The following is a 22780-nucleotide window of genomic DNA, read 5'->3' as shown; positions in this document are numbered from 1 at the left end:
CTAGCGAACATTGTTTCCTGACAGTGGACAAGCGCTCAGGGCGCGGCGACCGCTTTTGACTCTCGGCTGTACCGCGTCGCCAGCCAGGAACACAGGATGAGCTGGATCTGATGGAAGATCATCAACGGAAGCACTATCAGGCCGACGGTCGGGCCGGCGAACAGCACCGTCGCCATCGGAAGTCCGGTGGCGAGACTCTTCTTGGTACCGCAGAACTGGATGGCGATGACGTCGGCCCGGTCGAATCCGAGGCGCCGCGGAACCCATCGGGTCACCACCAGCATCACCGTGACCAGCACCACCGCGATCGCGGCCACCGCGACCACCTGCGCCGCGTCGACCATCGACCAGATGCCCTCGCGGACGCCCTCGCTGAATGCGGAGTAGACGACCAGCACGATCGAACCTCGGTCGACGAGCTTGGTGGCCCGAGCGTGCCGGGAGAAGAAGGCGCCGACCCACGGGCGGGCGAGCTGCCCGAGGATGAACGGGACAAGGATCTGGCCGAGGATCTTGAACACCGACGTCGCGTCGATCTGTACGCCGTTCTGGGTGGTCATCAGCGCGACGACCAGCAGCGGCGTCAACGCGACACCGAGAATGTTGGACGCCGACGCGCTCACGATCGCGCCAGGTACGTTCCCGCGGGCGATCGACGTGAACGCTATCGACGACTGCACGGTGGAGGGCACGAGACACAGGAACAGCAGGCCGGTGGCGAGATCCGCACCGACGATCGGCTCGACCAGCGGGCGGAGGACCAGGCCCACGAGCGGGAACACCACAAAGGTGAACGCCAGGATGGTCAGGTGCAGCCGCCAGTGTTTGAGGCCCTCGATGGCTTCGCGCGGATGCAGACGTGTGCCGTAGAGGAAGAACAGCAGTGCGATCGCAGCGACGACGACCCAGTCGAGGACGTCGGCGGCGGCGCCTCGCGCGGGTAGGAACGCCGCCAGCAGCACCGTGCCGAGGATGGCCAGGACGAAGCCGTCGACCGGGGAGCGGTTCAGCAGCCCACGGACGACCGCCAGGGGAGACGACACCGGCTCTCAGGCCTGGGCGGACTCGTTGGAGCAGACGGCGCGGAGGCTGCACGCCCCGCAGCTCGAGGTACCGCAAGCGGCTGCGGCAGCAGTCTCGTCGGCAGTGCTGTCGGCTGAGGTGTGAACAATATCGGCAGCCGGACCGTCATGATCGTGTCCGGAACAGCACGAGCAACCGTCGTCGTCGGCAGGTACCGCGGCAGCGGCGCGGACCCCGTAGGCACTGACCAGGCCGACCACGAACAGCGCGGCGACCACTCCGACGACCGCGAAGGCGAGCGACCAGTACCCGCCGATGCCGAGAGTGACGATCCCGCTCAGCACGAGGATGCCGGTGGCGGCGAACAAACCGGGCGCGGCCACTCGGTTGGCCACCTGAAATGCCTCGTCGGACCGCATGGACTCGTCGCTACGGACACCCAGCCAGCGATTGCGGGGGAGACGACCGGCGATACCCAGCCCGCCGACCACGAGCCACATCGCGGCCAGCGCGAAGACGACCACAGCAGCGACGACAGACAGGACGATCACATCGACCACCATACGACCGACCGTCGTAGCAGACCGAATCGACCGTTGTCACGCACCGGGCGTCGTGTCGGCGACAGTCGAGACCACTCCCCGTCGACAACATCGCCGAACCGAGGATTTACGCTGGTCGGGTGACTTCAGCTGATTCTGCCCGCACCGCGTCGACCGCCCCGGACGCCGGCCTGCCCGGCCATCGGTACACGGCGGAGCTCGCCGGAGAGATCGAGGCGCGGTGGCAGCGAAACTGGGCGGACCAGCACGCGTACGAGGCCCCCAATCCGGTGGGACCGCTCGCCGGGGATCTGGCGGCGTTCGGCGGAACCGGAGCGGACGCCGAGGCGAAGGTCTTCATCCAGGACATGTTCCCGTACCCATCAGGTTCGGGGCTGCACGTCGGCCACCCCTTGGGCTTCATCGCCAGCGACGTGTTCGCGCGGTACCAGCGGATGACCGGCAAGAACGTGCTGCACACGATGGGCTTCGACGCCTTTGGGCTGCCGGCCGAGCAGTACGCGGTCCAGACCGGCACGCACCCGCGGACCACCACCGAAGCCAACATCGAGCGCTATCTGGGCCAGATCCGCCGGTTGGGTCTGGGACATGACGAGCGCCGCCGCGTCGCCACGACCGACGTCGAGTTCTATCGCTGGACGCAGTGGATCTTCCTCCAGATCTACAACGCCTGGTACGACACCGACCAGCGCAGGGCGCGTCGAATCGCCGAGCTGGTCGACGAATTCGATTCGGGCATGCGCGAAGTCGGGGGCGGCCGGCAGTGGTCGGCGCTGACCCCGACGGAGCGAAACACCCTGATCGACTCGTACCGCCTTGTCTACGAGAGTGATTCGCTGGTCAACTGGTGCCCCGGACTGGGTACGGTGCTCGCCAACGAAGAGGTCACCGCCGACGGCCGCAGCGATCGCGGCAACTTCCCGGTGTTCCGCAAGCACCTGCGGCAGTGGATGATGCGCATCACCGCGTACTCGGATCGTCTGCTCGACGACCTGGACCTGCTCGACTGGCCGGACAAGGTCAAGACCATGCAGCGCAACTGGATCGGCCGGTCCCGGGGCGCGCAGGTGACGTTTGCGGCCGGCGACCACGCCGTCGAGGTCTTCACCACCCGGCCCGACACGCTGTTCGGCGCCACCTATATGGTGCTCGCACCCGAGCACGACCTGGTCGACACGCTGACCGCCGAAGCCTGGCCGACCGGCACCGACGAGCGCTGGACCGGTGGCGCGGTCGATCCGACGGAGGCGATCAAGGCCTACCGGACGGCGATCGGGGCCAAGTCGGATCTCGAGCGCCAGGAGAACAAGGAGAAGACCGGTGTGTTCACCGGCGCCTTCGCGACGAATCCGGTGAACGGCGAACAGATCCCGGTGTTCATCGCCGACTATGTGCTGATGGGCTACGGCACCGGAGCCATCATGGCGGTGCCCGCGCACGACACCCGCGACTACGAGTTCGCGACGGTGTTCGGCCTGCCGATCAGTGAGGTCATCGGCTCCGACCAGGGTATCGGGACCGACGCCTTCACCGGGGACGGTCCCGCGGTGAACTCCGGCTTCCTCGACGGCCTGCAGATCGACGAAGCGAAGGCCAGGATCGTCGAATGGTTGGAGGAGCAGGGGACCGGCCGGGGCACCATCCAGTACAAGCTCCGCGACTGGCTGTTCGCCCGACAGCGCTACTGGGGCGAGCCCTTCCCGATCGTCTACGACGAGGACGGCAACGCGCATGCACTGCCCGAATCGATGCTGCCCGTGGAGCTCCCGGAGGTCGACGATTACGCGCCGGTGTCGTTCGACCCCGACGACGAGCACAGTGAGCCGTCGCCGCCGCTGGCCAAGGCCACCGACTGGATGACCGTCGACCTCGATCTGGGTGACGGTGTCAAGACCTACACCCGCGACGCGAACGTGATGCCGCAGTGGGCGGGCAGTTCCTGGTATCAGTTGCGCTACATCGACCCCACCAACGAGGACACGTTCTGCGCCAAGGAGAACGAGGCCTATTGGATGGGGCCGCGGCCGGCTGAGCACGGCTCCGACGATCCGGGCGGGCTCGACCTGTACATCGGCGGTGTGGAGCATGCGGTGCTGCATCTGCTGTATTCGCGGTTCTGGCACAAGGTGCTCTTCGATCTCGGCTACGTGACGAGCCGCGAGCCGTATCGAAAGCTGTTCAACCAGGGCATGATCCAGGCGTATGCGTACACCGACGCGCGGGGCATCTACGTGCCTGCCGACGAGGTCACCGAACGCGACGGTGGGTACTTCTACAACGGCGAGCCGGTCACCCAGGAATACGGCAAGATGGGCAAGTCCCTCAAGAACTCCGTTGCGCCCGATGACATCTGCCGTGACTACGGCGCGGACACGCTGCGGGTCTACGAGATGTTCATGGGGCCGCTGGACCAGTCCCGGCCGTGGGCCACCAAGGATGTGGTCGGGTCGCAGCGGTTCCTGCAGCGGATCTGGCGGCTGGTGGTGGACGAGGAATCGGGCTCGGTGCGTTACACCGACGAGGAACTCGACGACGACACCAAGCGACTGCTGCACAAGACGATCGCCGGTGTGCGCGAGGACTACGCCGAGCTGCGCAACAACACCGCGGTCGCGAAACTGACCGTGCTGACCAATCACCTGACCAAGAACTTCGAGAAGTCGGGTGCTCCACGCGCGGCCGTGGAGCCGTTGGTCGTCATGCTGGCTCCGCTGGCCCCGCACGTCGCCGAGGAGCTCTGGCATCGGCTCGGGCATCAGACGTTGCTGGCGCGGGGCCCGTTCCCCGAGGCCGAGGAGAAGTGGCTGGTCGAGGACACGATCGAGATCCCCATCCAGGTCAAGGGCAAGGTGCGCAGCCGGATCACCGTTGCCGCGGACGCCGACGAGGCGACCGTGCGAGCCGCCGCGCTGGCCGACGAGAAGATCGCGCCGCTGCTCGACGGCGAGCCCCGCAAGGTCATCGTCGTGCCCGGCCGCATGGTCAACGTCGTCCCCTAGGCCGCCGCATCTCACCGCACTGGCCGTGAATGCGCACTTGCTGCGCATCCGCGCACGTCGCGACGTGCGCGGGGACCTGCGCGGTGCGCGGTTGGCTCTGGGGGCTCAGGCCGCGATCAACTGCAACCGGGCCAGCCACTCGCGGATGAGGCCGACGACGCGCCCCTTCTCGAGATCCTTCCAGGTCCAGCGGACAACCATGATCCCCAGTCGGCGCAACGCATCTTCGCGTTCCTTCTCCCGTTTCATCGCGTCGAACGGAGTCTCGTCGGGCCGTAGGTGCTTGCGATACTTGACGTCGCCGTCGAACTCGCCGACCAGGAGTGCCGACCAGTCGTAATCCGTTCGGGCGACGAGGTTTCCGTCTGCATCGTGAAACTCGTGCTGCAGACGTGGCACCGGCAGCCCGGCCTCGATCATCTGGGCTCGGCCCCACGATTCGCCGGGATTCTCGGCGCCGGGGTCGGCGTGCAGCAGAGCTCGGCGTGCTTGCGTGATCCCGCGTCGTCGCCTGCCGAGCATGGTCGACATCAGTTCCCGGTCCGCCCCGCGACGGAGCGCGGCATCGAACACGGCGAGCGCACCTGCGAAACCCATCGTGCTGGTGCATGCGATGTCGACGGCAGTTCGCTCCACGGAGGTCACGCGCACTCCGTCGACGGTCTCCACCTCCGCAGGCGTGAGCGTGCCGACATGGGCGTGCCGCGCCGTACTGCGATGACCGCCCGACCGGGAGCCCGTGGTCACGTGGACCCGACGCAGATTCGGTGTGAGCATCGGGAGGTCGTGCAGCGTCGCTGCTGATTGATGGCTCAGTGTGTGGTCCGGTTCGGTCGAGGCGAGCACGGCGATCGCCCGTAGACGATGGAGCTGTTCCGGGGTGCGTTCGGCGGCGACGGCATAGACACCCGAGATCACCCGGATCAGTTCTCCGCAGCGTTGTGCCCGGACGAGGTCGGTGTCGGTGAACCCGGAGGCAAGCGCGGTAAGGCGATGGACGAGTCCGTGGCGGTCGGTCGGAAATACGGTCACGGGGATAGGACGCACGCTGGCCTCGGCAGGTTTCACCCCGAAGCATCCGCGCACCCGCTGAGATGTCGCGCACGTCGCGACGTGCGCGGGGACGCACGAACTGCGCGTTTGCGAGCGCGGGACCGGACGGGCGGGACCGGACGGACGGGACCGGCGGGGATGGAGCGGCGGGGCGGTTATTTGGGCGGGAGTTTGCGGGCGTAATCGGCGCCGATGGCCACCCAGCGCTGCAGTTGGCGTTGGGTGCGGATGCCGTCGCCGGAGATGCGCAGCCAGCCGCGGGTCTCGCGACCGGACATGACCATGGGCGCGGTGTGATCGAACTCCAGCAGCACCTCGGTCTCCTCGGGTGGAACCCGCACCATCAGCCCGCCCTGGCCGCTCGCGGCGATGGCCATGTTGCCGTTGATGAGGAATGCGAGGCCGCCGAACATCGACTTCTCGTCCAGTCCGCATTCTGCGGCCAGCATCCCGCGAATCCGGTAGGCGAGGTCGTCGTCGTAGGCCACAGAGTCGAGAGTAAGCCCGTCGGGAGGGTTGGAAAAGAACTTACCGATGAGTAAGATGTCGGCATGGCGATCAACCTGGAGCTCCCGTCGACATTTGACCCGACGGTCGAGCGCACCCACCTCGCGGCGGAGCACATTTTCCGGCCCATCTCGCGCAAGTACGACAAGGGTGAGCACGAGTACCCCACCGAGCTCGATGAGCTGGGCAAACTCGCCAAGCAGGCGCGGTCGAAGGAGAAGGAGTCCGACGGTGACACCGCCGACGCCGACGCGCCGTCTCACAACGGCCCGAACATGCGTGCCCTCATCTCGGCTCGAGAGATGAGCTGGGGAGATGTCGGGTTGCTGCTCTCGATCCCCGGCCAGGGGCTGGGCAATGCGGCAATCGCCGCCGTGGCCACCGAGGAGCAACTCGAGAAGTTCTCCGGGGTGTGGGCGGCAATGGCCATCACCGAGCCGAGCTTCGGCTCCGACTCGGCAGCCGTGTCGACGACGGCGACCCGCGACGGCGACGAGTACGTCATCAACGGCGAGAAGATCTTCGTCACCGCGGGCTCTCGTGCCGATCACGTCGTGGTCTGGGCGACCGTCGACCGCAACGCCGGCCGGGCCGCGATCAAGAGCTTCGTCGTGCCGATGACCACCGAGGGTGTCACCGTGGCCCGCCTCGAGCACAAGCTCGGCATCCGGTCTTCGGACACCGCGGTGCTGCGCTTCGAGAACGCCCGTGTCCCCGCCGGCAACCTGCTCGGCTCACCCGAAGTGGACACCAGGAAGGCGTTCGCCGGTGTCATGCAGACCTTCGACAACACGCGTCCCGTGGTGGCCGCGATGGCCATCGGGCTCGGCCGGGCCGCGCTCGAAGAACTGCGGCGCATGCTCGAAGAGGCCGGACACACGGTCGACTACGACAAGCCTGCTGCCGCCCAGCATGCCTCCGTGTGCGAGTTCATCCGCCTCGAATCCGACTGGGAGGCATCGTGGTTGCACACGGTGCGTGCCGCCTGGATGGCCGACAACAAGGAGCCGAACTCCAGCGAGGCGTCGATGTCGAAGGCCAAGGCCGGCCGCACGGTCACCGACATCACCAACAAGGCCGTCGAGGTCGGGGCGACGGCGGGCTTCTCGGAGACGATGCTGCTGGAGAAGTGGGCCCGCGACGCGAAGATCCTGGACATCTTCGAGGGCACCCAGCAGATTCAGCAGCTGATCATCGCGCGCCGTGTACTCGGGAAGTCGAGCGCCGACCTCAAGTGACGCTTCGGCGCCTCAACCATCGAACCAGCCATCGAACCAGCCATCGAACCGCTCACACCGCGAACTCGACCTGCTCGATCGCGGCGCGGTCGTCGGCGTGGGGGTGTGCCATCGGTTCCGGCTCCTCAGACGTCGGCGACGGCGAGTTCGAAATTGGGCGCGATGAGGCCGCCGTCCGACTCGATCACCTTACCCGTCAAGAAGCTTCCGGCCTCGGATGCCAGAAAGACTGCGGCAGCGGCGATATCGGCCGGTTCCCCCAATCGCCGCAGCGGCGTGCGGCTCTCGATCTCGGCTCGCAGGGCGTCATCGGCGGCAACCGTCTCCAGCGACGACGTCAGGATGGAGCCCGGCGCGATCGCGTTCACCCGGATGTGTGGGTTGAGATCGAGCGCGGTCAGCTTGGTGTAGTGGATCAGCGCGGCCTTCACGGTGCCGTACGCGACGAACGCGCGTCCCGGTAGCCGGCCGACGGCCGAGGCGATGTTGATGATCGACCCCCCGCCGGGGCTGCGGCGTAGGTGCGGCACCGCCGCCAGCACCAGCGAGTGAGCGGTGGCGACGTTGAAATCGAAGGCGCGAGCGAGATCGTCGACGCTGGTGTCGATCAGGGGCTTCGGGTAGCTGCCGCCGACGTTGTTCACGACGATGTCGAGGCGGCCGAACTCGTCGACGGCCGCGGAGGCGAGGACGCCGGGATCGGTGGTCGACAGATCGGCGGGCACCACCAGGGCGCGCCGACCGGCCGCCGCGACGGCATCGGCGACGTCGGCCAGGTCGGCTTCCGTGCGAGCGGAGATCACCACGTCGGCACCGGCTTCCGCGAATCCGACCGCGGTGGCGGCGCCGAGACCGCGGCCGGCGCCGGTGACGACGGCGACCTTTCCGTCGAGGCGGAATCGATCCAGGATCACGAGAACTCCTTACTGGCGGGGATGAGTGGGTGACGGCGGGGCGTCGGAGATCAGGTCCCGCAGGTGTTCGCCGGCTGCCTGCCCGCCAGCACGGAGCTCACGAATTCCTGGGCGTCAGAGAGTGATGCGGGAACTGTCGCGCGGTGATCGCGGCCGGAGTAGATGCGGTAGTCGATCGGCTTTCCGCTGCCGCACAGCGTGGTGACGAGCTGATCGGTTCCGGTCTTGGCAACCAAGGTGTCGGCCGTCCCCTGGGCGATCATGACCGGCACCCGCGGGATGGCGCGCGAGGGATCCTGACTGTCGAGATATCGGGTCAGCGGCGTGGTGTCGGCGTCGGCCCGAAGAACCTGTGCGGGCGGGATCGGCGTAACGGCGCGGATCTGGTCCAGGCAGCCGGTCCGCGCCGCCTGCACGAGCGGTTCGGTCTGCGCGGTGAAGATGGCGTCCGGCCTGATCGACGGCTCGGCGGCGTTGGCGCCCAGCACGATGAGCGGCAGGAACGATTCGGCGGCCTCGGCTCCGGGCATGCCGCTCCTGACGAAGTCGACCGTTTTACTCAGTCCGACGCCGCCGGGTGCGATGGCGACAACCCCCTTCAAGGAGAGTTGTGGTGCTCGCGCTCCCGACATCTGTGCGGCGAACAAGGCGGCCTGGCCTCCTTGGCTGTGGCCGGCTGCGATCCAGTTCCGGCCGATGCGCGGGTTGAGCGCGCGTGCGGCACGCACGATGTCGGTCACGGCGTTCGCCTCGCTCGTCCCGTTGATGTACGGGTGCCCGCCGGGAGTCCCGAGACCCTCGTAATCGGTTTGCACGACGGCGTATCCGCGTCGGACCCAGGTGTCGAGGACGTCGGTGATCGGACCGAGGTAATCGTGCTCGGGTCCGGTGTTCGTGTCTCTCGACGGCGCGCATGGGTCGGCGTAACCGGTCGTCCCGTGTGCCCAGCTGATCACCGGCCATCCGCCGCGTGGGGGAGCGGCTCGGGGGACCGCGACGGTGCCGGACACCACGATCGGCTTGCCGTGTGCGTCGTCGGAGGTGTACGCGATGCGGGAGGTGCGTGCCGCGCCGGGGAGAGCGGCGGCGGAGGTCAACGGCTGCGCATCTAGCAGAGTGCCGGCACCCGGGGAGCCGGCCGGCGGCCGAGCCGCGGCGCCGCCGACCGCCGCGCACGTGGCCACCGAGGCAACGACGGCGACCAGCGCGGCGAAGGTACGTCGAGAACGAACTGAAGCGCGAGTGGTCATGAGGTCCTCACAGACGAGATGGCGGCTCGGTAGGAACGGCCGCGGCTCTCCCGCGTCCACAGCACATCGGACCCGACGGTGGTCCCGTCGGCGATCAGCGCTCGTTTGAGGATCTTGTTCGTCGCGGTCGTGGGGAGTTCGGCTCCGACGCGCACGTACCGGGGCCACGCTTTCGGCGAGAGGTCGTCTTGTTCGGACAGGAACCGGGTGAACTCGTCGGGTGTCAGGTCGCTCCCGTCCTGCAGCACCACCGCCGCCATGATCTGATCGCCGACGGCCGGGTCGGCGACGGCGTACACCGCGACCCGATTGACCTGCGGGCAACGCGAGAGGATCCGTTCGATCGGTGCGGTGGTGAGGTTCTCACCGTCCACCCGCATCCAGTCCGCGGTACGGCCGGCGAGATAGATCCATCCGTCGACGTCGCGGTAGGCCAGATCGCCGGACCAGTAGATGCCGCCGCGCATGCGCTCCGCGTTCGCCTTCTCGTTGTTGTAGTAGCCCGAGAAGAAGCCTGCACCAGCCGTGTTCACAAGTTCGCCGATGGCATCGTCCGGGTTGGTGAGCCGGCCGGCGGCGTCGAACATCGCCGGGGCGCACTCGGTGACCGGGTCACCCCGGTAGATCGCGACGCCCGGTAGTCCGCGGCCGATCGATCCGGGCGGGGTGCCGTCTTCCCTGGTGATGATGACGGCGTTCTCGGTGCTGCCGAAACCGTCGACCACCTGAACGTCGAAACGCTGTGAGAACTCGGCGATGTCGCGATCCGACGCCTCGTTGCCGAAGGCCACGCGTAATGGGTTGTCGGCGTCGTCGGGTCGAGTCGGGGTGGCCAGCACGTAGGCGAGGGGCTTTCCCACGTAGTTCAGGTACGTCGCGCGGTACGACCGGATGTCGTCGAGGAAACGGGATGCCGAGAACCGGGCCGGCGCCATGGTGCCGCCGGCCGCGACGGCGGGTGCGAAGCCCGCCATGATCCCGTTGGAATGGAACAGCGGCATCGCGAGGTACAACACGTCGGATTCGCCGAGCGAGAACCTGCCGACGAGATTGTCGCCGGCGAACACCGCCATGTGATGGGTGAGGAGAACCGCCTTGGGGTCGCCGCTCGTGCCCGAGGTGAAGATGATCATGAACGGATCACCACCCTCGACCCGCCGGTGCAGCGTCGATGCCGGCGCCGCCGCGCATTCTTCCTGCCATTGCGGATCGTCGACGTTGATCACTTCGACGTCGCCCAGATCGAGGTTGTCGAGGAGTTGCTCGTGGGCGTCGTCCACGAGCAGGATCTGCACGTCCGCGGTCCGGAGGTCGGTGATCAGGCCGGCGCCGCGGCGAGTGTTGTTGATGCCGCACAGGACGTAGCCGCCGAGTGCGGCGGCGGCGAGGGCGACGAGCATCTCCGGGGAGTTGCCGAGCAGGGCGCCGACGTGCACGGGCTTGGCGATGTCGACACGCTCGAGAACGACGGCTGCGTGTTGCTCTGCGCGACTGACATATTCGGCCCATGTCACGGACACGATCCGCCCGTCATCGGTGGCATGGATGATCGCCGGCGTCTGCTGGTCCGCGCGTCGGGTGATGAGTTCTTGCATGGTCTCGGCCATGGGGTCTCCGGGTGCTGGTGGGCGGGTGACTGGTCTCAGACAGGGTCGGCGAGGACGCACCGTGCGCCGGTGAAGATGGTCGGCATGCACTTGTTGCAGTGGATGCACAGCGACTGTGCTCCGGATTCCGCCCGAATCCGATTGACCAGATCGGGTTCGCGCAGCAAAGCCCGGGCCATGGCGACGAATTCGAATCCCTCGTCCAGCGCCCGGTCCATCCCGGATCTGTCGGTGACTCCGCCGAGGAGCACCAACGGCATGTCGACGGCGGCCCGGATCTGCCTGGCCTGTTCGAGCATGAACAGCGGGTGGTACGGGTACTCCTTGATGAACACCTTTCCCACCGTTCGAACTCCGGCCCTGATGGGTTGGGGCATCGCGGCCGCGAAGTCGCGGATGGGGGCGTCGCCCTTGAAGAGGTACATGGGGTTGAGCAGGGAACTGCCCATGGTCAGGGTCAGTGCATCGAGACTTCCGTCGGACTCCAGCCAGCGGGCGACCTGGATCGCCTCGTCGACCCAGAAGCCGCCTGCGACACCGTCGTCCATGTTCAGCTTCGCGGTGATGGCGATGCGGTCGCCGACGGCGTCACGCACCGCGCGCGCTGCCTCGCGCGCCAGCCTGGCCCGGTTCACGAGGCTCCCGCCATAGGAATCCGTGCGCTTGTTGAGCCGCGGGCTCAAGAACGAACTGGCGAGGTAGTTGTGGCCGAAATGGAGTTCGACGGCGTCGAATCCGCTCTCGCGTGATGTCGCCTTCGGTGGCACCGTGGATGCGGCGCATGCTCATCGGGCTGAGCATCGCCGATGGTGCGAGGGCGGGGAGCCGCGTGGAGCGGGGATTCGCGACGGGACCTGCGTGTCCGAGCTGCGCCGACGCCGCAGCACCCTCGGCGTGGATCGTGTCGGTGAGCGAGCGCAATCCGGGAACGGCTTCGGGGCGCATCCAGATCTGGCCGCGCTGGGTGCGCCCTTCGGGTGCGACGGCACAGTAGGCGACGGTGGTCATGCCGACACCACCGGCCGCCGGACGGCGGTGGAATTCGATCAACTCGTCGGTGACCAGTGCGCGAGGGGTTCGCCCCTCGAAGGTGGCGGACCGGATGATCCTGTTGCGCAGGGTGATCGGACCGAGTCGGGCGGGCTCGAACACATCGGGTGGGCTGGTGGGCACGGGGGACTCCTCGGGGGCGAGACGGCGTCAGGGGTGGGCGGTGATTCGGGCCGCGCTCAGGCGGTGACCCGCGCCGCCGCTCCGGCATCGACCGCGAGGACCGTGCCGGTGATGTGGGCGTTCTGCTCGGCGGCGAAGAACAGCACCGCCCGGGTGACCTCTTCGGGTTCGAGGAACGCGACCGGTTGGCCATGGAGAGTCCGGAAGATCGGCTCGACGTCGTCGCGCTCCGGATGTTCGAGATCCGGGCGCATCCGGGCGTAGAGCGATTCGTTGTGCACCATCGGCGTCGACACATTGCCGGGTGCCACGGCGTTGACCGTGATGCCATGGGGTGCGAGATCGAGTGCCGCACTCTTGGTCAGTCCGATGACACCCCATTTGGACGCGCTGTACGCGGCCAGCCCGGGGGCCGCGGATCGGCCCATCATCGAACTGATCGTGACGATCCGTCCGAAGCCCCGGGACACCATCTCGGGCGCGACCGCGGCGATGGTGGTGAACACCCCGGTCAGGTTGCTCGACAGCACCTCGTGCCACACCTCATCGGTCATCTCCTGAACCGGGGACGCCACGGACACACCGGCATTCGCGATCGCGATGTCGATCCGGCCCAGCTCGGCGACCGTGGTCGCGACCACCCCGTCCATTGCGCGGCGGTCGGCCGCGTCCGCCTCGACGGCGATACACCGGCGACCGCGTTGCTCGACCAGGTGGACCGTCTCCTCGAGACCGGCCTTCGTGGCGAGTGGGTAAGGCACCGACTCGCTGTCGGCGCATCGATCGACCACGACGATGTCGGCGCCCTGCTCCGCGAGAGCCAGGGCATGAGCACGTCCCTGTCCCCGTGCGCCGCCGGTGATCAATGCGATTCGTCCTGCGAAAGCGTCCAACGTGACACCACTTCTCTTGGAGGGCACCGGCAGATCCGAGCACTGTCGGTCGATTGGTCGAATACTCGACCAGTCCGGTCGAATATGATGAACGTCACGCTACAAGCGGCAACCGAAAGGGTCAACCCCTGGTGCGAGGACTGAAAGCCGGCTTAGGGGCGGCGAGGAAACCGCGCCGGAACTCCGAGTGATGGAGAGGCGGTCTACGCCTGCGTGTTCCGCCCACCGAGCACGTCGGTGAGCGTATCGGCGGACCCCTTGAGAACCGTTCCGTGGTGGGCGATCTCGGCTGCGGTGAGTGAGCCCTGGACGTTGACGGTCAGGAGAAGCGACTGGTCGCCGTCGGCGTCGAAGGTCGGTGCCGCGATGACGCCGACGCGGTGAGACATGTCGGGATCGGCACGCAGCAGGTCGTCGCGCGTCAGTACGCGTTGGCCACCCATCCCGGCCAACAGATCGGTGATCAGTGAGCGCAACTCGGGTGGAAGATCATGCGCGGCAGCACTGCCCAGGATCCGATACACGCGTTCGAGCGTCGGCGAGAGCTTCTCGACCAGGTACCCGGTGCTGCGGCACTCGGCGGCCATGCGGCGCAACTCGTCCAGATCGAGACCTGCCGACCACGTGTGCTCACCGCGCACCCATTGCTCGAGAACCTCATCGGATTGCCAGAGGATGTACATCAGTGCGGTCGGCAGGGCGAAGGGAAAGGTCTGTCCGACGCTGACCGGCGGTCGGACGCCGGCCGGGGTGACCACCTCCAGCACCATGAACTGGTCGCCGACGCGGCCCGACGCGACACACATGGCGCCGAGTTGTCGGGTGAGCGACTCGAGTTCGTCGCGGACCACCGGGTCGAGCGCGAAGTCCCGTTGGGCCGCCCGGCCTGCCGTGACCAGAGCAGGGCCCAGGCCGTAGGTCTTGGTCACCGGATCGCTGCGCAGGTACCCGCGGGCGGTGAGTTCGGTCAGGATCGCCAGACACGTCGGCTTGCTGATGTCGCAGCTGCGTGCCAGTTCGGACAGGCCCCACCGATGACCCTGGTGCTCCACCAGGAAGTCCAGGATGTCGAGGACGCGGGCCGTCGGTGGTGAGGCACTTCTGCTGTGCTCTGCCACCGAAACCTCTCCATAGCGCCGCGCGGACGCCACCACCTTACCGACGCGGTCGAGAACTTGACCGCCGGACGAGGCCGACGTCGATGTGGTCGGCATCCAACTCTTCGCCCGATCGCGCGGACGCCACGATCTACGAGCGCCTCGACGTCGGACAGTGCTACCGTCTCGAAGTAGAACACGTTCTACTTCGAGGAAGGCTTGTGATGACGGTTGACCAGGGCACACTGAGCGAGAAGATCAACGCGGCGGTGGACGCCTACGTCGAGCTGCTCAACTCGGGAACGGCCGAGCAGATCGCCGATCTCTATGCGGCTGACGCGTCGGTCGAGGACCCGATCGGCGCCGACCTGCGCACGACTCGCGATCAGCTCGTCGAGTTCTACTCGGTGATCACCGGTATGGATGAGCGGACGGCGACGCTGAAGTGGAAGAAGATCGCCGGCGACACCGCGGTCTTCGAGTTCACTCTGGTCACCGGTACGTCGGGGATGAAGTTCGAGATCACCCCGATCGACATCATGGTGTTCGACGCGCAGGGCAAGGTGTCGTCGATGCGCGCGGTCTGGGAGCAGTCGGACCTCAAGCAGCTCTAGAGTCTCTCGATCCCTGAGGAGGCCGGAGCTTGCGGGGGCCGTCACGAACGGCCAGGTGAGCGACCCTTCGTGACGCGCGCTCGTTCCTCGCGGGCTCCTCAGGGTTCGGGGGAACTCAGCCGCGACCCGTCGGCCGGAGCACGATCTCCTCGGGATGTGCGTCGGCCGGCGTGGCGATCGCGTGGACGACGGCACTCGCCACCGTCGAGGTCTTCAGGAACTTCGACGGGTCGTACTCATTGCCCTCGATGGCGGTGAGGTCCCGCTGCATGTCGGTGTCGATCCGCCCGGGGAAGACCGAGGTCACCCGCAGCGTGGGCTCTTCGGCGCGGAGCGAGTCGGCGAGTGCCCGTAATCCGAATTTGCTGGCCGCGTACGGCGCCCACCCCGGATTGGCGCGACGACCGGCACCGGAGTTGATGAACACCACGTGGCCCCTCGCCTCCCGCAGGGCGGGCAGGAGCAGGCGCGTCAGCTCGGCGGCGGCCACCAGGTTCACCTCCAGAACGTGCTGCCACTCCTCGACCGGCGTGCCGGCGACGGCTTCCAGGGAACTGCCGACGCCTGCGTTGTGGACCAGGACATCGAGGGCGCTGATCGCCTCGGTGGCCGCCTCGACCTCGTCGTAGTCGGTGAGCTCAACAGGAAACGTGCTCGCGCCCTCCAACTCGGTCGCGAGCGTGTCGAGTTCGGCCGAGGGGCGTCCCCCGAGCAGGAGGTCATGGGTGGGGGAGAGCCGGCGGGCGATCTCGGCACCGAGGCCGCGGCTCGCCCCGGTGATCAGAGCGGTGGGCACGGGTTCGAGGTTACGGGGTCCGTCGGGCGGCGACGGCGCTTCCCCTCGATGCGCGGCGACGCGGCGCGCAGTGCAGAATCGACAGGTGGCCCGGTATGGATTCACCCCGACTCAGTTGTCTGCGCGTGCCGCCTACCTGCTCCGCGGCAACGACCTGGGCACCATGACGAGCGCCGCCCCCAAGCTGTACCCGCACATGTGGAGCTGGGATGCCGCATTCGTGACGGTCGGTCTGGCACCGCTGTCGGTCGAGCGTGCCGTGATCGAGATGGACACCCTGCTGTCGGCGCAGTGGGAGAACGGGATGATCCCGCACATCGTGTTCGCCAACGGCCGCGACGGCTATTTCCCCGGGCCCGCGCGCTGGGAGTGCGCACGGCTCGCCGCGTGCGCTCCGGACTATCCGGACACCTCCGGAATCACCCAGCCACCGGTGCATGCGATTGCCGTGCAACGCATCCTCGACCACTCGCGTCGACACGGCCGCACCACCCGGTCGGTCGCCAACGAGTTCATCGACCGCCGGTGGAGCTCACTGGTCCGCTGGCACCGGTGGCTCGCCCACGCTCGTGATCCCAACGGCCGCGGCCGGATCGCACTGTTCCACGGCTGGGAGTCGGGGATGGACAACTCGCCACGCTGGGACCGTCCCTATGCGAATGTGGTTCCCGGTGAGGATCTCCCGCCATATGCCCGGGCCGATCTGGATCACGTGACGGATCTGTCGATGCGGCCCAGTGACGTCGAGTACGACCGCTACATCTGGCTGGTCGAGCAGATGAAGCGGGCCAACTACGACGACGACCTGTTGCCCAAGGTGATGAGCTTCGCCGTCGAGGACGTCTTTGTCAGCGCGATCTTCTCAGTGGCCTGCGATGTGCTCGCGACCATCGGAGAGGACTATTCCAAACCGCGTGCCGACGTCCGTGATCTGCGTGCCTGGGCCGATCGGTTCCGCGCCGGCGTGGTGGCGGCCGCCAACGAACGAAACGGTGCAGCAAGGGATTTCGACCTGCGCGCCGACGCCTGGATCAATACCGAGACGATCGCGGTGTTCGCGCCGCTCCTCTGCGGGGGGTTGTCGCGGGAGCGGGAGCGGGCGCTGCTGCGACTGTTCGACGGTCCGCGGTTCTGCGGACATCCGGATCTGCGCTACGCGGTGCCGCCGTCGACGTCGCCGATCTCGATGGATTTCAAACCGCGCGAGTACTGGCGCGGCCCGGTGTGGCCGGTGATGACCTGGCTGTTCAGCTGGGCGTTCGCGCGTCGGGGGTGGACCGAGCGGTCGGCGCGCCTGCGGGAGGAAGGTCTCCGGCAGGCCACCGATGGCGCTTTCGCGGAGTACTACGAACCGTTCACCGGTGAACCGCTGGGCAGCATGCAGCAGAGCTGGACGGCGGCGTCGGTGTTGGACTGGCTGGACTGAGGCCGCACTCGATCAGGCCTGATCGACCTCGTACTGCCGCCGCCATTGGGTCGGCGTCCGGCCGAACCGCTGACGAAACCAGCGCGAGAAGTTGCCGGGGGACGAGAACCCGAGCAGTTCGGCGATCTCGATCAGCGCGTGGCGCCGATTGCCGACCATGTGCTTCGCGAGCTCGACTCGGATGGAATCGAGGACAGAGGAAAACGTCTCTCCCTCGGCGGCGAGTCGTCGGTGGACGGTCCGGCGGTCGACCCCGAGGCTGCGCGCGACCTGGTCGACCGAACAGCGACCGGTCGGTAGGAGGAGCTCGATCAGCTCGCGGACCCGGTACTCGGTTCGCGGATCGGCCGAGCCGCCGGTGTCGTCGAGAAAATCCTGGGTGTAGCGGCGGAGCTCTGGATCCGACATGACGTTGGGGGTGTCGAGATCCTTGGTGTACAGCGAGATCCCGTTCGAGTCCTGCCCGAACCGGACGACGGTTCCGAAGAACTGGTTGTGTGTCCGGGCATCGTCCGGAGGTGGATGGGTGAACGTCACCCCGACCGGGTGCCAGTCCGGCGAGATGAATCCCTGAAGAAGTTGGTGCAGAACCGCGACGGCGAGCTCGGTGGATTGCCGGAACTCCCCGGATACACCGACGTCGAGGGTGATGCGGAGCGTCGCGATACCGCCGACCTCGGACAATCGCGTGCGCAGGGCTTCGTTGTACATGTGTTGATGACGGATCAACACCCCGAGAGCGCTCCGCACGTCGGGCTCTTCGCGGATGACGAGGCTCAGTGGACCGAGGTTGGCCAGGCGGCGATAGCGCGCAAGGGCGAGCCCGAAATCCTCCCGACCCGACGCGGTAGCGGATCGCTCGAGTAGGTCGGCGATCGCCTCGGCGGGTACCCAGCGGTCTTGGAGGCTGAGGCTCGCGGGGTCGAGCCCGACGTCACGGACGAGTTGGGCGGGATCGAGCCGCAGGGAGTGGCCGAGCTCGACGAAGTTGTTGAGTGCGGCGTAGCGGGCGAGCGGCTTCACAACGTCCAGACTATGTCCCCGATTGCACAATCACACGTCCCGTAGGGAAAAGATTCAGGGTCGTGATCCTCGTAATGTTGTTTCCATCACATCGGATGGTCGACGGAAACGGCGATCACACTCACAGGCCTGCCGTGGTGACTCTCATGAGCGATCCCGGGCCGAAAAAAGGAGGACAACATGGCGCAAGCTGTGCGATTCGACGAGATCGGCGGCCCGGAGGTTCTGCGCTGGGAGACCGTCGAGGTCGGGGCACCGGGTCCGGGTGAGGTCCGGATCAATCACGAGGCCGTGGGCCTGAACTTCGCCGACACCTACTTCCGTACCGGGCTGTACCCGGCGCGGCTCCCGGCCGGGATGGGCGTTGAGGCCGCCGGCATCGTGCAGGAGGTGGGGCCGGGCGTCACGTCGGTTTCCGAAGGCGATCGGGTGACCTACACCGGCAGCCCGCTCGGCGCCTACAGCACCGAGCGCGTGATGCCCGTCGAGCACCTGATCCCGTTGCCCGACGAAGTGGGATTCGACACCGCCGCCGCCATGACCATGCGCGGACTCACCACGGCGTACCTGCTGCGCCGGATCTGGCCGCTGGCCTCCGGCGACACCGTGTTGTTGCACGCGGCCGCCGGCGGGGTCGGTCTCATCTTCAGTCAGTGGGCAAAGCTGTTGGGCCTGAGGGTGATCGGCAGCGTATCGACCGACGAGAAGGCTCAGGTGGCGCGTAACCACGGATGCGATGAGGTCATCGTCTACAAGCGAGAAGACATCGCAACCCGCGTCCGTGAGCTGACCGATGGCGCAGGCGTTCCCGTCGTTTTCGACAGTATCGGTGCCACCACGTTCGAGTCCTCACTCAAGTCGGTTGCCCGCCGCGGACTGCTCGTCTGCTTCGGCACCGCGTCGGGACCGATCCCGCCGATCGATGCGATGCAACTGGCCGTCAACGGTTCGGTGTTCGTCACCCGGCCCGCACTCGCGGACTACATCGCCGATCCCGCAGAGCGCGCCGATCTCGCCTCCGAGCTGTTCTCGATGGTCGCTGCCGGCCACATCACGATCGACATCAACCAGCGCTACGAGCTCGCCGACGCAGCGGCTGCGCACCGGGACCTCGAGTCCGGCCGCAGTGTCGGGTCCTCGGTCTTCTCCCTCTGAACCACCCGAACCACTTCGCCTGTCAGAAAGGACGAATCATGACCACCGCCACCCGACCGTCGAGCGCGACGGCATTTCGGGTCGAACCGCTCACCTGCTCCATCGGAGCAGAGGTGTCCGACATCGACCTCGGCGAGGTCACCCGCGACGACGCGCAGTTCGATCGCCTTCGGTCGCTGCTGATCGACCACAAGGTGCTCTTCTTCCGCGATCAGGACATCACCCGCGCCGAGCACGTCGCACTCGCCGAGAGGTTCGGTCCCCTCGAGGACCATCCCGTCGTCGGCAGTGACCCCGACCATCCCGGACTGGTCCAGATCTACAAGGACATCGACAGTCCGCCAGAGCATTTCGAGAATGCCTTCCACTGTGACGCCACCTGGCGCGACGACCCGCCGTTCGGCTCGGTCCTGCGCTGTGTCGAGGGACCCGCGGTCGGCGGCGACACGATCTGGGTCAACATGGCCGAGGCGTACCGGCGCCTGCCGGAGACCGTGAAGGTCCAGGTCGCCGGGCTTCGTGCCCGGCACAGCATCGAGGCGTCCTTCGGCGCCCGGATGCCGATGGAGCAGCGGCACGCGCTGCACTCCCGGTTCCCGGACGCCGAACACCCTGTTGTACGCACTCATCCGGAGACCGGCGAGAAGATCCTGTTCGTCAACTCGTTCACGACGCACCTGGTCAATTACCACACGGCCGACAACGTCCGCTTCGGTAGCGACTATGCCCCTGGCGCAGGAAATCTCCTGCAGTACCTGACGAGCCAGGCAGCGATACCGGAGTACCAGGTCCGCTGGCGCTGGACCGAGAACAGCATCGCCATCTGGGACAACCGGTGCACCCAGCACTACGCGGTCCAGGACTACTGGCCTGGCGTTCGGAAGATGGAACGCGCCGGGATCATCGGCGACCGCCCCTTCTGATCCACCGACACCCAGCATCACCCAAAATCCCTGAACCACGACGAATCAACCAGGAGACCACCATGCATTTCCACGACGACGCCCTCTTCCCCGAGACCCAGGAGAAGCTGGTCATCACCGCCGCCCCCTATGGCCCCGAATGGGAGCTCGACGACTTCCGCGAAGACCTCCCGCTGACGATGGAGGAGCACATTCAGAAGGGTGTGGACTGCTACGAGGCCGGCGCCACCGTACTGCACATCCATGTGCGTGAGCTCGACGGCAAGGGCAGCAAGCGGATGTCGAAGTTCAACGAACTGCTCGCCGGCCTACGGGAAGCGGTGCCGGACATGATCTTGCAGGTCGGCGGATCGATCTCGTTCGCACCGGAAGGCGACGGCGCCGATGCCAAATGGCTCTCCGACGACACCCGCCACATGCTCGCCGAGCTCGACCCGGCCCCCGACCAGGTGACCATTGCCATCAACACCAGTCAGATGAACATCATGGAGCTGATGACCGCCGATGACATCGCCGGTACATCACTGGAACGCCCGGAACTCTCCGCGACCTACCGGGAGATGACAGTGCCCGCCGGACCGGAATGGGTCGAAGAGCACCTCCGTCGCCTGCAGGCCGCCGGCATCCAGCCGCACTTCCAGCTCTCGAGCATCCCCCAGCTGGAGACCGTCGAGCGCCTCATCCGTCGCGGCGTGTACACGGGTCCACTGAACCTCACCTGGGTCGGCATCGGTGGCGGCTTCGACGGGCCCAATCCGTACAACATCATGAACTTCATCCAGCGGGTCCCCGACGGAGCGTGCTTGACGCTGGAAACCCTGATGCGGTCGGTACTTCCGGTCAACGCGATGGCGATCGCGATGGGCCTGCACAGCCGCTGCGGCAACGAGGACACCATCTGGGGCGGCATCGGCGAGAAGTACACGTCGGTGGAACAGATCCAGCAGCTGGTCCGCATCGCAGGCGAGCTGGGCCGGGAAGTGGCCACCGGCAAGGAAGCCCGAGAGATCTATCGGATCGGCGACACCTACCGGGATGCCGATGAAACCCTCGCCCGGCTCGGCTACGCCCCCAATCGCCGTCCCGGACAGGTCGGCTTCACCCATCACGGATTCCCCCAACACGGCTGATCAGCCGTCTCAGACAACCAGTCCCCCAGGAGTACCCCCCCATGGTGACATCGACCTCCGTCGCGGAACGCGTCAGCGACGACGACAGCCCCGCCCGCCCATCCAACCGATCACGGAAGTACCCGTGGATCGTCTTCGCGCTCGCGTTCGGTCTGCTCCTCGCGGACTACATGTCCCGGCAGGTACTCAGCGCGATCTTCCCCCTCCTCAAAGCGGAATGGTCACTGGCGGATTCGCAACTCGCCTCGCTGACCAGCATCGTGGCGCTGATGGTCGGTCTGCTGACCCTCCCGCTGTCGCTGCTGGCCGATCGGTGGGGGCGGGTGCGGAGCCTCATCGTGATGGCGGTGCTGTGGTCGGTGGCCACCCTGCTCTGTGCGGTCGCGACGAACTACGAGCAGATGCTCGGTGCCCGATTCCTCGTCGGCGTCGGTGAAGCCGCGTACGGGAGCGTCGGTATCGCCTTGGTGCTCAGCGTGTTCGCACCGCGTCTGCATGCCACCCTGAGCGGTTCGTTCATGGCAGGCGGGTCCTTCGGCTCGGTGCTCGGCGTCGCCCTGGGGGGTGCGATCGCCGTTCACCTGGGCTGGCGCTGGTCATTCGCGGCGATGGCGGTCCTCGGTTTGCTTCTGGTGGCGCTGTTCCGTGCACTGGTCACCGAGAACAAACTGGCGCAGCATGCGGTCGACGAACCAGCAACGACGACCACGCCACCGTCCCGCCGATTCCGTGCCCCGGTGTCGAGCCTGTTCACCAACCCCGCAGTGCTGTGCGCCTACATCGGTGGGGGACTGCAGATGTTCACCGCTGCCATCCTGCTGGCCTGGATGCCCAGCTTCTTCAACCGCTACTACGAACTCGCCCCGGACAAGGCAGGCGTCGCGGCCGCCGTCATCATCGTCCTCGTCGGCAGCGGCATGGTGGTCTGCGGGATCGTCACCGATCGGCTCGGCCGCAACGACATCACCCGCAAATGGCAGGCCGCCATCGGCTTCTGCGGCATCTCGCTGGTCTGCCTGACGATCGGATTCAGCATGGGGAACGGCACCGCGCAGCTGGTGTTCCTCGGCATCGGTGCATTCTTCTCGGCCGGCTCGTCCGGACCCACGGCCGCCATGGTCGCGAACCTGACGCACTCATCGGTGCGGGCCTCGGCAATGGGCACACTGACCGTCGCCAACAATCTGCTCGGCCTGGCACTGGGACCGTTCGTGATCGGCATTCTCGCCGATCACCTGGGTTTGCGCGAGGCGCTGCAGCTCGCACCCTTCGTGTACATCCTCGCGATCGTCGCGCTGGTCGTCGGACGGCGGCTGCATCCGCTGGGCCTGCGCAAGCTCGCGGCCCTCGGCACCACCTCATCGCCCCAGGCCGCATGATGTCCCACCGTGAAAAC

The 22780-nt window shown here is 67.0% G+C and carries 19 protein-coding genes and 1 pseudogene; 8 read left to right on the top strand and 12 right to left on the bottom strand.

Going from position 1 to position 22780, the window contains the following annotated elements:
* Positions 1 to 35: 35 nt before the first annotated feature.
* Positions 36 to 1031, bottom strand: coding sequence for a bile acid:sodium symporter family protein (locus ACLQ3I_RS04745; RefSeq protein WP_425800732.1), 996 nt, complete (start codon positions 1029 to 1031; stop codon positions 36 to 38).
* An 18-nt stretch (positions 1032 to 1049) separates the two neighbouring features.
* On the bottom strand, positions 1050 to 1586 hold the full coding sequence (locus tag ACLQ3I_RS04740) for an SdpI family protein (protein ID WP_425800238.1): 537 nt from the start codon (positions 1584 to 1586) through the stop codon (positions 1050 to 1052).
* A gap of 119 nt (positions 1587 to 1705) precedes the next feature.
* Here ACLQ3I_RS04740 and leuS point away from each other — a divergent pair, with 119 nt between their 5' ends.
* Positions 1706 to 4585 (top strand): leucine--tRNA ligase, encoded by a 2880-nt coding sequence (leuS, locus tag ACLQ3I_RS04735; protein WP_425800237.1) that lies wholly within the window; start codon positions 1706 to 1708, stop codon positions 4583 to 4585.
* A 105-nt stretch (positions 4586 to 4690) separates the two neighbouring features.
* Here the strand turns inward: leuS and ACLQ3I_RS04730 are convergent, their stop codons facing one another.
* Positions 4691 to 5617: a type IV toxin-antitoxin system AbiEi family antitoxin domain-containing protein gene (locus ACLQ3I_RS04730; protein WP_425800236.1), complete on the bottom strand. Its 927-nt coding sequence runs from the start codon at positions 5615 to 5617 to the stop codon at positions 4691 to 4693.
* Positions 5618 to 5793: 176 nt separating this feature from the next.
* On the bottom strand, positions 5794 to 6126 hold the full coding sequence (locus tag ACLQ3I_RS04725; protein ID WP_425793171.1) for a TfoX/Sxy family protein: 333 nt from the start codon (positions 6124 to 6126) through the stop codon (positions 5794 to 5796).
* Positions 6127 to 6189: 63 nt separating this feature from the next.
* On the opposite strand from ACLQ3I_RS04725, the gene ACLQ3I_RS04720 reads away from it, so the two are divergent.
* A complete protein-coding gene (locus ACLQ3I_RS04720; protein WP_425793169.1) occupies positions 6190 to 7383 on the top strand; it encodes an acyl-CoA dehydrogenase family protein in 1194 nt (397 codons plus the stop codon).
* 125 nt (positions 7384 to 7508) lie between these two features.
* On the opposite strand, the gene ACLQ3I_RS04715 is transcribed toward ACLQ3I_RS04720, so the two are convergent.
* The 6 genes and pseudogenes from ACLQ3I_RS04715 to ACLQ3I_RS04690 all read right to left on the bottom strand — a co-directional run bounded on the left by ACLQ3I_RS04715 (position 7509) and on the right by ACLQ3I_RS04690 (position 14338).
* Positions 7509 to 8297, bottom strand: a complete 789-nt coding sequence (locus ACLQ3I_RS04715) for an SDR family oxidoreductase (RefSeq protein WP_425793167.1) — start codon at positions 8295 to 8297, stop codon at positions 7509 to 7511.
* A gap of 50 nt (positions 8298 to 8347) precedes the next feature.
* Positions 8348 to 9547, bottom strand: a complete 1200-nt coding sequence (locus ACLQ3I_RS04710) for an alpha/beta hydrolase family protein (protein ID WP_425793166.1) — start codon at positions 9545 to 9547, stop codon at positions 8348 to 8350.
* Entirely contained in the window at positions 9544 to 11154 is a 1611-nt protein-coding gene (gene fadD1 / locus ACLQ3I_RS04705) for a fatty-acid--CoA ligase FadD1 (RefSeq protein ID WP_425793165.1), read from the bottom strand. Before fadD1 ends, ACLQ3I_RS04710 begins: the two co-directional genes overlap by 4 nt.
* Positions 11155 to 11189: 35 nt before the next feature.
* Positions 11190 to 12327 (bottom strand): annotated as a pseudogene (locus ACLQ3I_RS04700) (NADH:flavin oxidoreductase).
* Between the two features lie 56 nt (positions 12328 to 12383).
* Entirely contained in the window at positions 12384 to 13220 is an 837-nt protein-coding gene (locus ACLQ3I_RS04695; RefSeq protein WP_425800235.1) for a mycofactocin-coupled SDR family oxidoreductase, read from the bottom strand.
* 203 nt (positions 13221 to 13423) lie between these two features.
* Positions 13424 to 14338: an IclR family transcriptional regulator gene (locus ACLQ3I_RS04690; protein ID WP_425800234.1), complete on the bottom strand. Its 915-nt coding sequence runs from the start codon at positions 14336 to 14338 to the stop codon at positions 13424 to 13426.
* Between the two features lie 203 nt (positions 14339 to 14541).
* Here ACLQ3I_RS04690 and ACLQ3I_RS04685 point away from each other — a divergent pair, with 203 nt between their 5' ends.
* Positions 14542 to 14931, top strand: coding sequence for a nuclear transport factor 2 family protein (locus ACLQ3I_RS04685; protein WP_164310052.1), 390 nt, complete (start codon positions 14542 to 14544; stop codon positions 14929 to 14931).
* Positions 14932 to 15046: 115 nt separating this feature from the next.
* Here the strand turns inward: ACLQ3I_RS04685 and ACLQ3I_RS04680 are convergent, their stop codons facing one another.
* The gene (locus ACLQ3I_RS04680) at positions 15047 to 15727 is read right to left on the bottom strand and encodes an SDR family oxidoreductase (RefSeq protein ID WP_425800233.1); all 681 of its coding nucleotides are present in this window, start codon (positions 15725 to 15727) and stop codon (positions 15047 to 15049) included.
* Between the two features lie 85 nt (positions 15728 to 15812).
* Between ACLQ3I_RS04680 and ggh the strand changes: the two genes are divergently transcribed.
* Positions 15813 to 17153, top strand: coding sequence for a glucosylglycerate hydrolase (ggh, locus tag ACLQ3I_RS04675; RefSeq protein WP_425800232.1), 1341 nt, complete (start codon positions 15813 to 15815; stop codon positions 17151 to 17153).
* Between the two features lie 12 nt (positions 17154 to 17165).
* On the opposite strand, the gene ACLQ3I_RS04670 is transcribed toward ggh, so the two are convergent.
* A complete protein-coding gene (locus ACLQ3I_RS04670) occupies positions 17166 to 18176 on the bottom strand; it encodes an AraC family transcriptional regulator (protein ID WP_425793153.1) in 1011 nt (336 codons plus the stop codon).
* A 180-nt stretch (positions 18177 to 18356) separates the two neighbouring features.
* Here ACLQ3I_RS04670 and ACLQ3I_RS04665 point away from each other — a divergent pair, with 180 nt between their 5' ends.
* From ACLQ3I_RS04665 to ACLQ3I_RS04650, 4 genes are all read left to right on the top strand, one after another.
* Positions 18357 to 19331, top strand: coding sequence for a quinone oxidoreductase family protein (locus ACLQ3I_RS04665; RefSeq protein ID WP_425800231.1), 975 nt, complete (start codon positions 18357 to 18359; stop codon positions 19329 to 19331).
* 38 nt (positions 19332 to 19369) lie between these two features.
* Positions 19370 to 20254, top strand: coding sequence for a TauD/TfdA dioxygenase family protein (locus ACLQ3I_RS04660; RefSeq protein ID WP_425793151.1), 885 nt, complete (start codon positions 19370 to 19372; stop codon positions 20252 to 20254).
* A 62-nt stretch (positions 20255 to 20316) separates the two neighbouring features.
* Positions 20317 to 21384 (top strand): 3-keto-5-aminohexanoate cleavage protein, encoded by a 1068-nt coding sequence (locus tag ACLQ3I_RS04655; RefSeq protein ID WP_425800230.1) that lies wholly within the window; start codon positions 20317 to 20319, stop codon positions 21382 to 21384.
* A 41-nt stretch (positions 21385 to 21425) separates the two neighbouring features.
* On the top strand, positions 21426 to 22763 hold the full coding sequence (locus ACLQ3I_RS04650) for an MFS transporter (RefSeq protein ID WP_425800229.1): 1338 nt from the start codon (positions 21426 to 21428) through the stop codon (positions 22761 to 22763).
* Positions 22764 to 22780: the final 17 nt, after the last annotated feature.

The organism is Gordonia sp. DT101, assembly GCF_049844895.1.
Taxonomy (GTDB): domain Bacteria; phylum Actinomycetota; class Actinomycetes; order Mycobacteriales; family Mycobacteriaceae; genus Gordonia.
Note: the sequence above shows the minus strand (reverse complement) of the source record. Positions and strands in the feature narration are given on the sequence as shown.

What these genes read in the sequence shown, in the direction of transcription:
- ACLQ3I_RS04740 (WP_425800238.1), bottom strand. Translation starts at nt 1,586, where the DNA reads ATGGTGGTCGATGTGATCGTCCTGTCTGTCGTCGCTGCTGTGGTCGTC.
- ACLQ3I_RS04720 (WP_425793169.1), top strand. Translation starts at nt 6,190, where the DNA reads ATGGCGATCAACCTGGAGCTCCCGTCGACATTTGACCCGACGGTCGAG.
- ACLQ3I_RS04710 (WP_425793166.1), bottom strand. Translation starts at nt 9,547, where the DNA reads ATGACCACTCGCGCTTCAGTTCGTTCTCGACGTACCTTCGCCGCGCTG.
- fadD1 (WP_425793165.1), bottom strand. Translation starts at nt 11,154, where the DNA reads ATGGCCGAGACCATGCAAGAACTCATCACCCGACGCGCGGACCAGCAG.
- ACLQ3I_RS04685 (WP_164310052.1), top strand. Translation starts at nt 14,542, where the DNA reads ATGACGGTTGACCAGGGCACACTGAGCGAGAAGATCAACGCGGCGGTG.
- ACLQ3I_RS04665 (WP_425800231.1), top strand. Translation starts at nt 18,357, where the DNA reads ATGGCGCAAGCTGTGCGATTCGACGAGATCGGCGGCCCGGAGGTTCTG.
- ACLQ3I_RS04660 (WP_425793151.1), top strand. Translation starts at nt 19,370, where the DNA reads ATGACCACCGCCACCCGACCGTCGAGCGCGACGGCATTTCGGGTCGAA.
- ACLQ3I_RS04655 (WP_425800230.1), top strand. Translation starts at nt 20,317, where the DNA reads ATGCATTTCCACGACGACGCCCTCTTCCCCGAGACCCAGGAGAAGCTG.
- ACLQ3I_RS04650 (WP_425800229.1), top strand. Translation starts at nt 21,426, where the DNA reads ATGGTGACATCGACCTCCGTCGCGGAACGCGTCAGCGACGACGACAGC.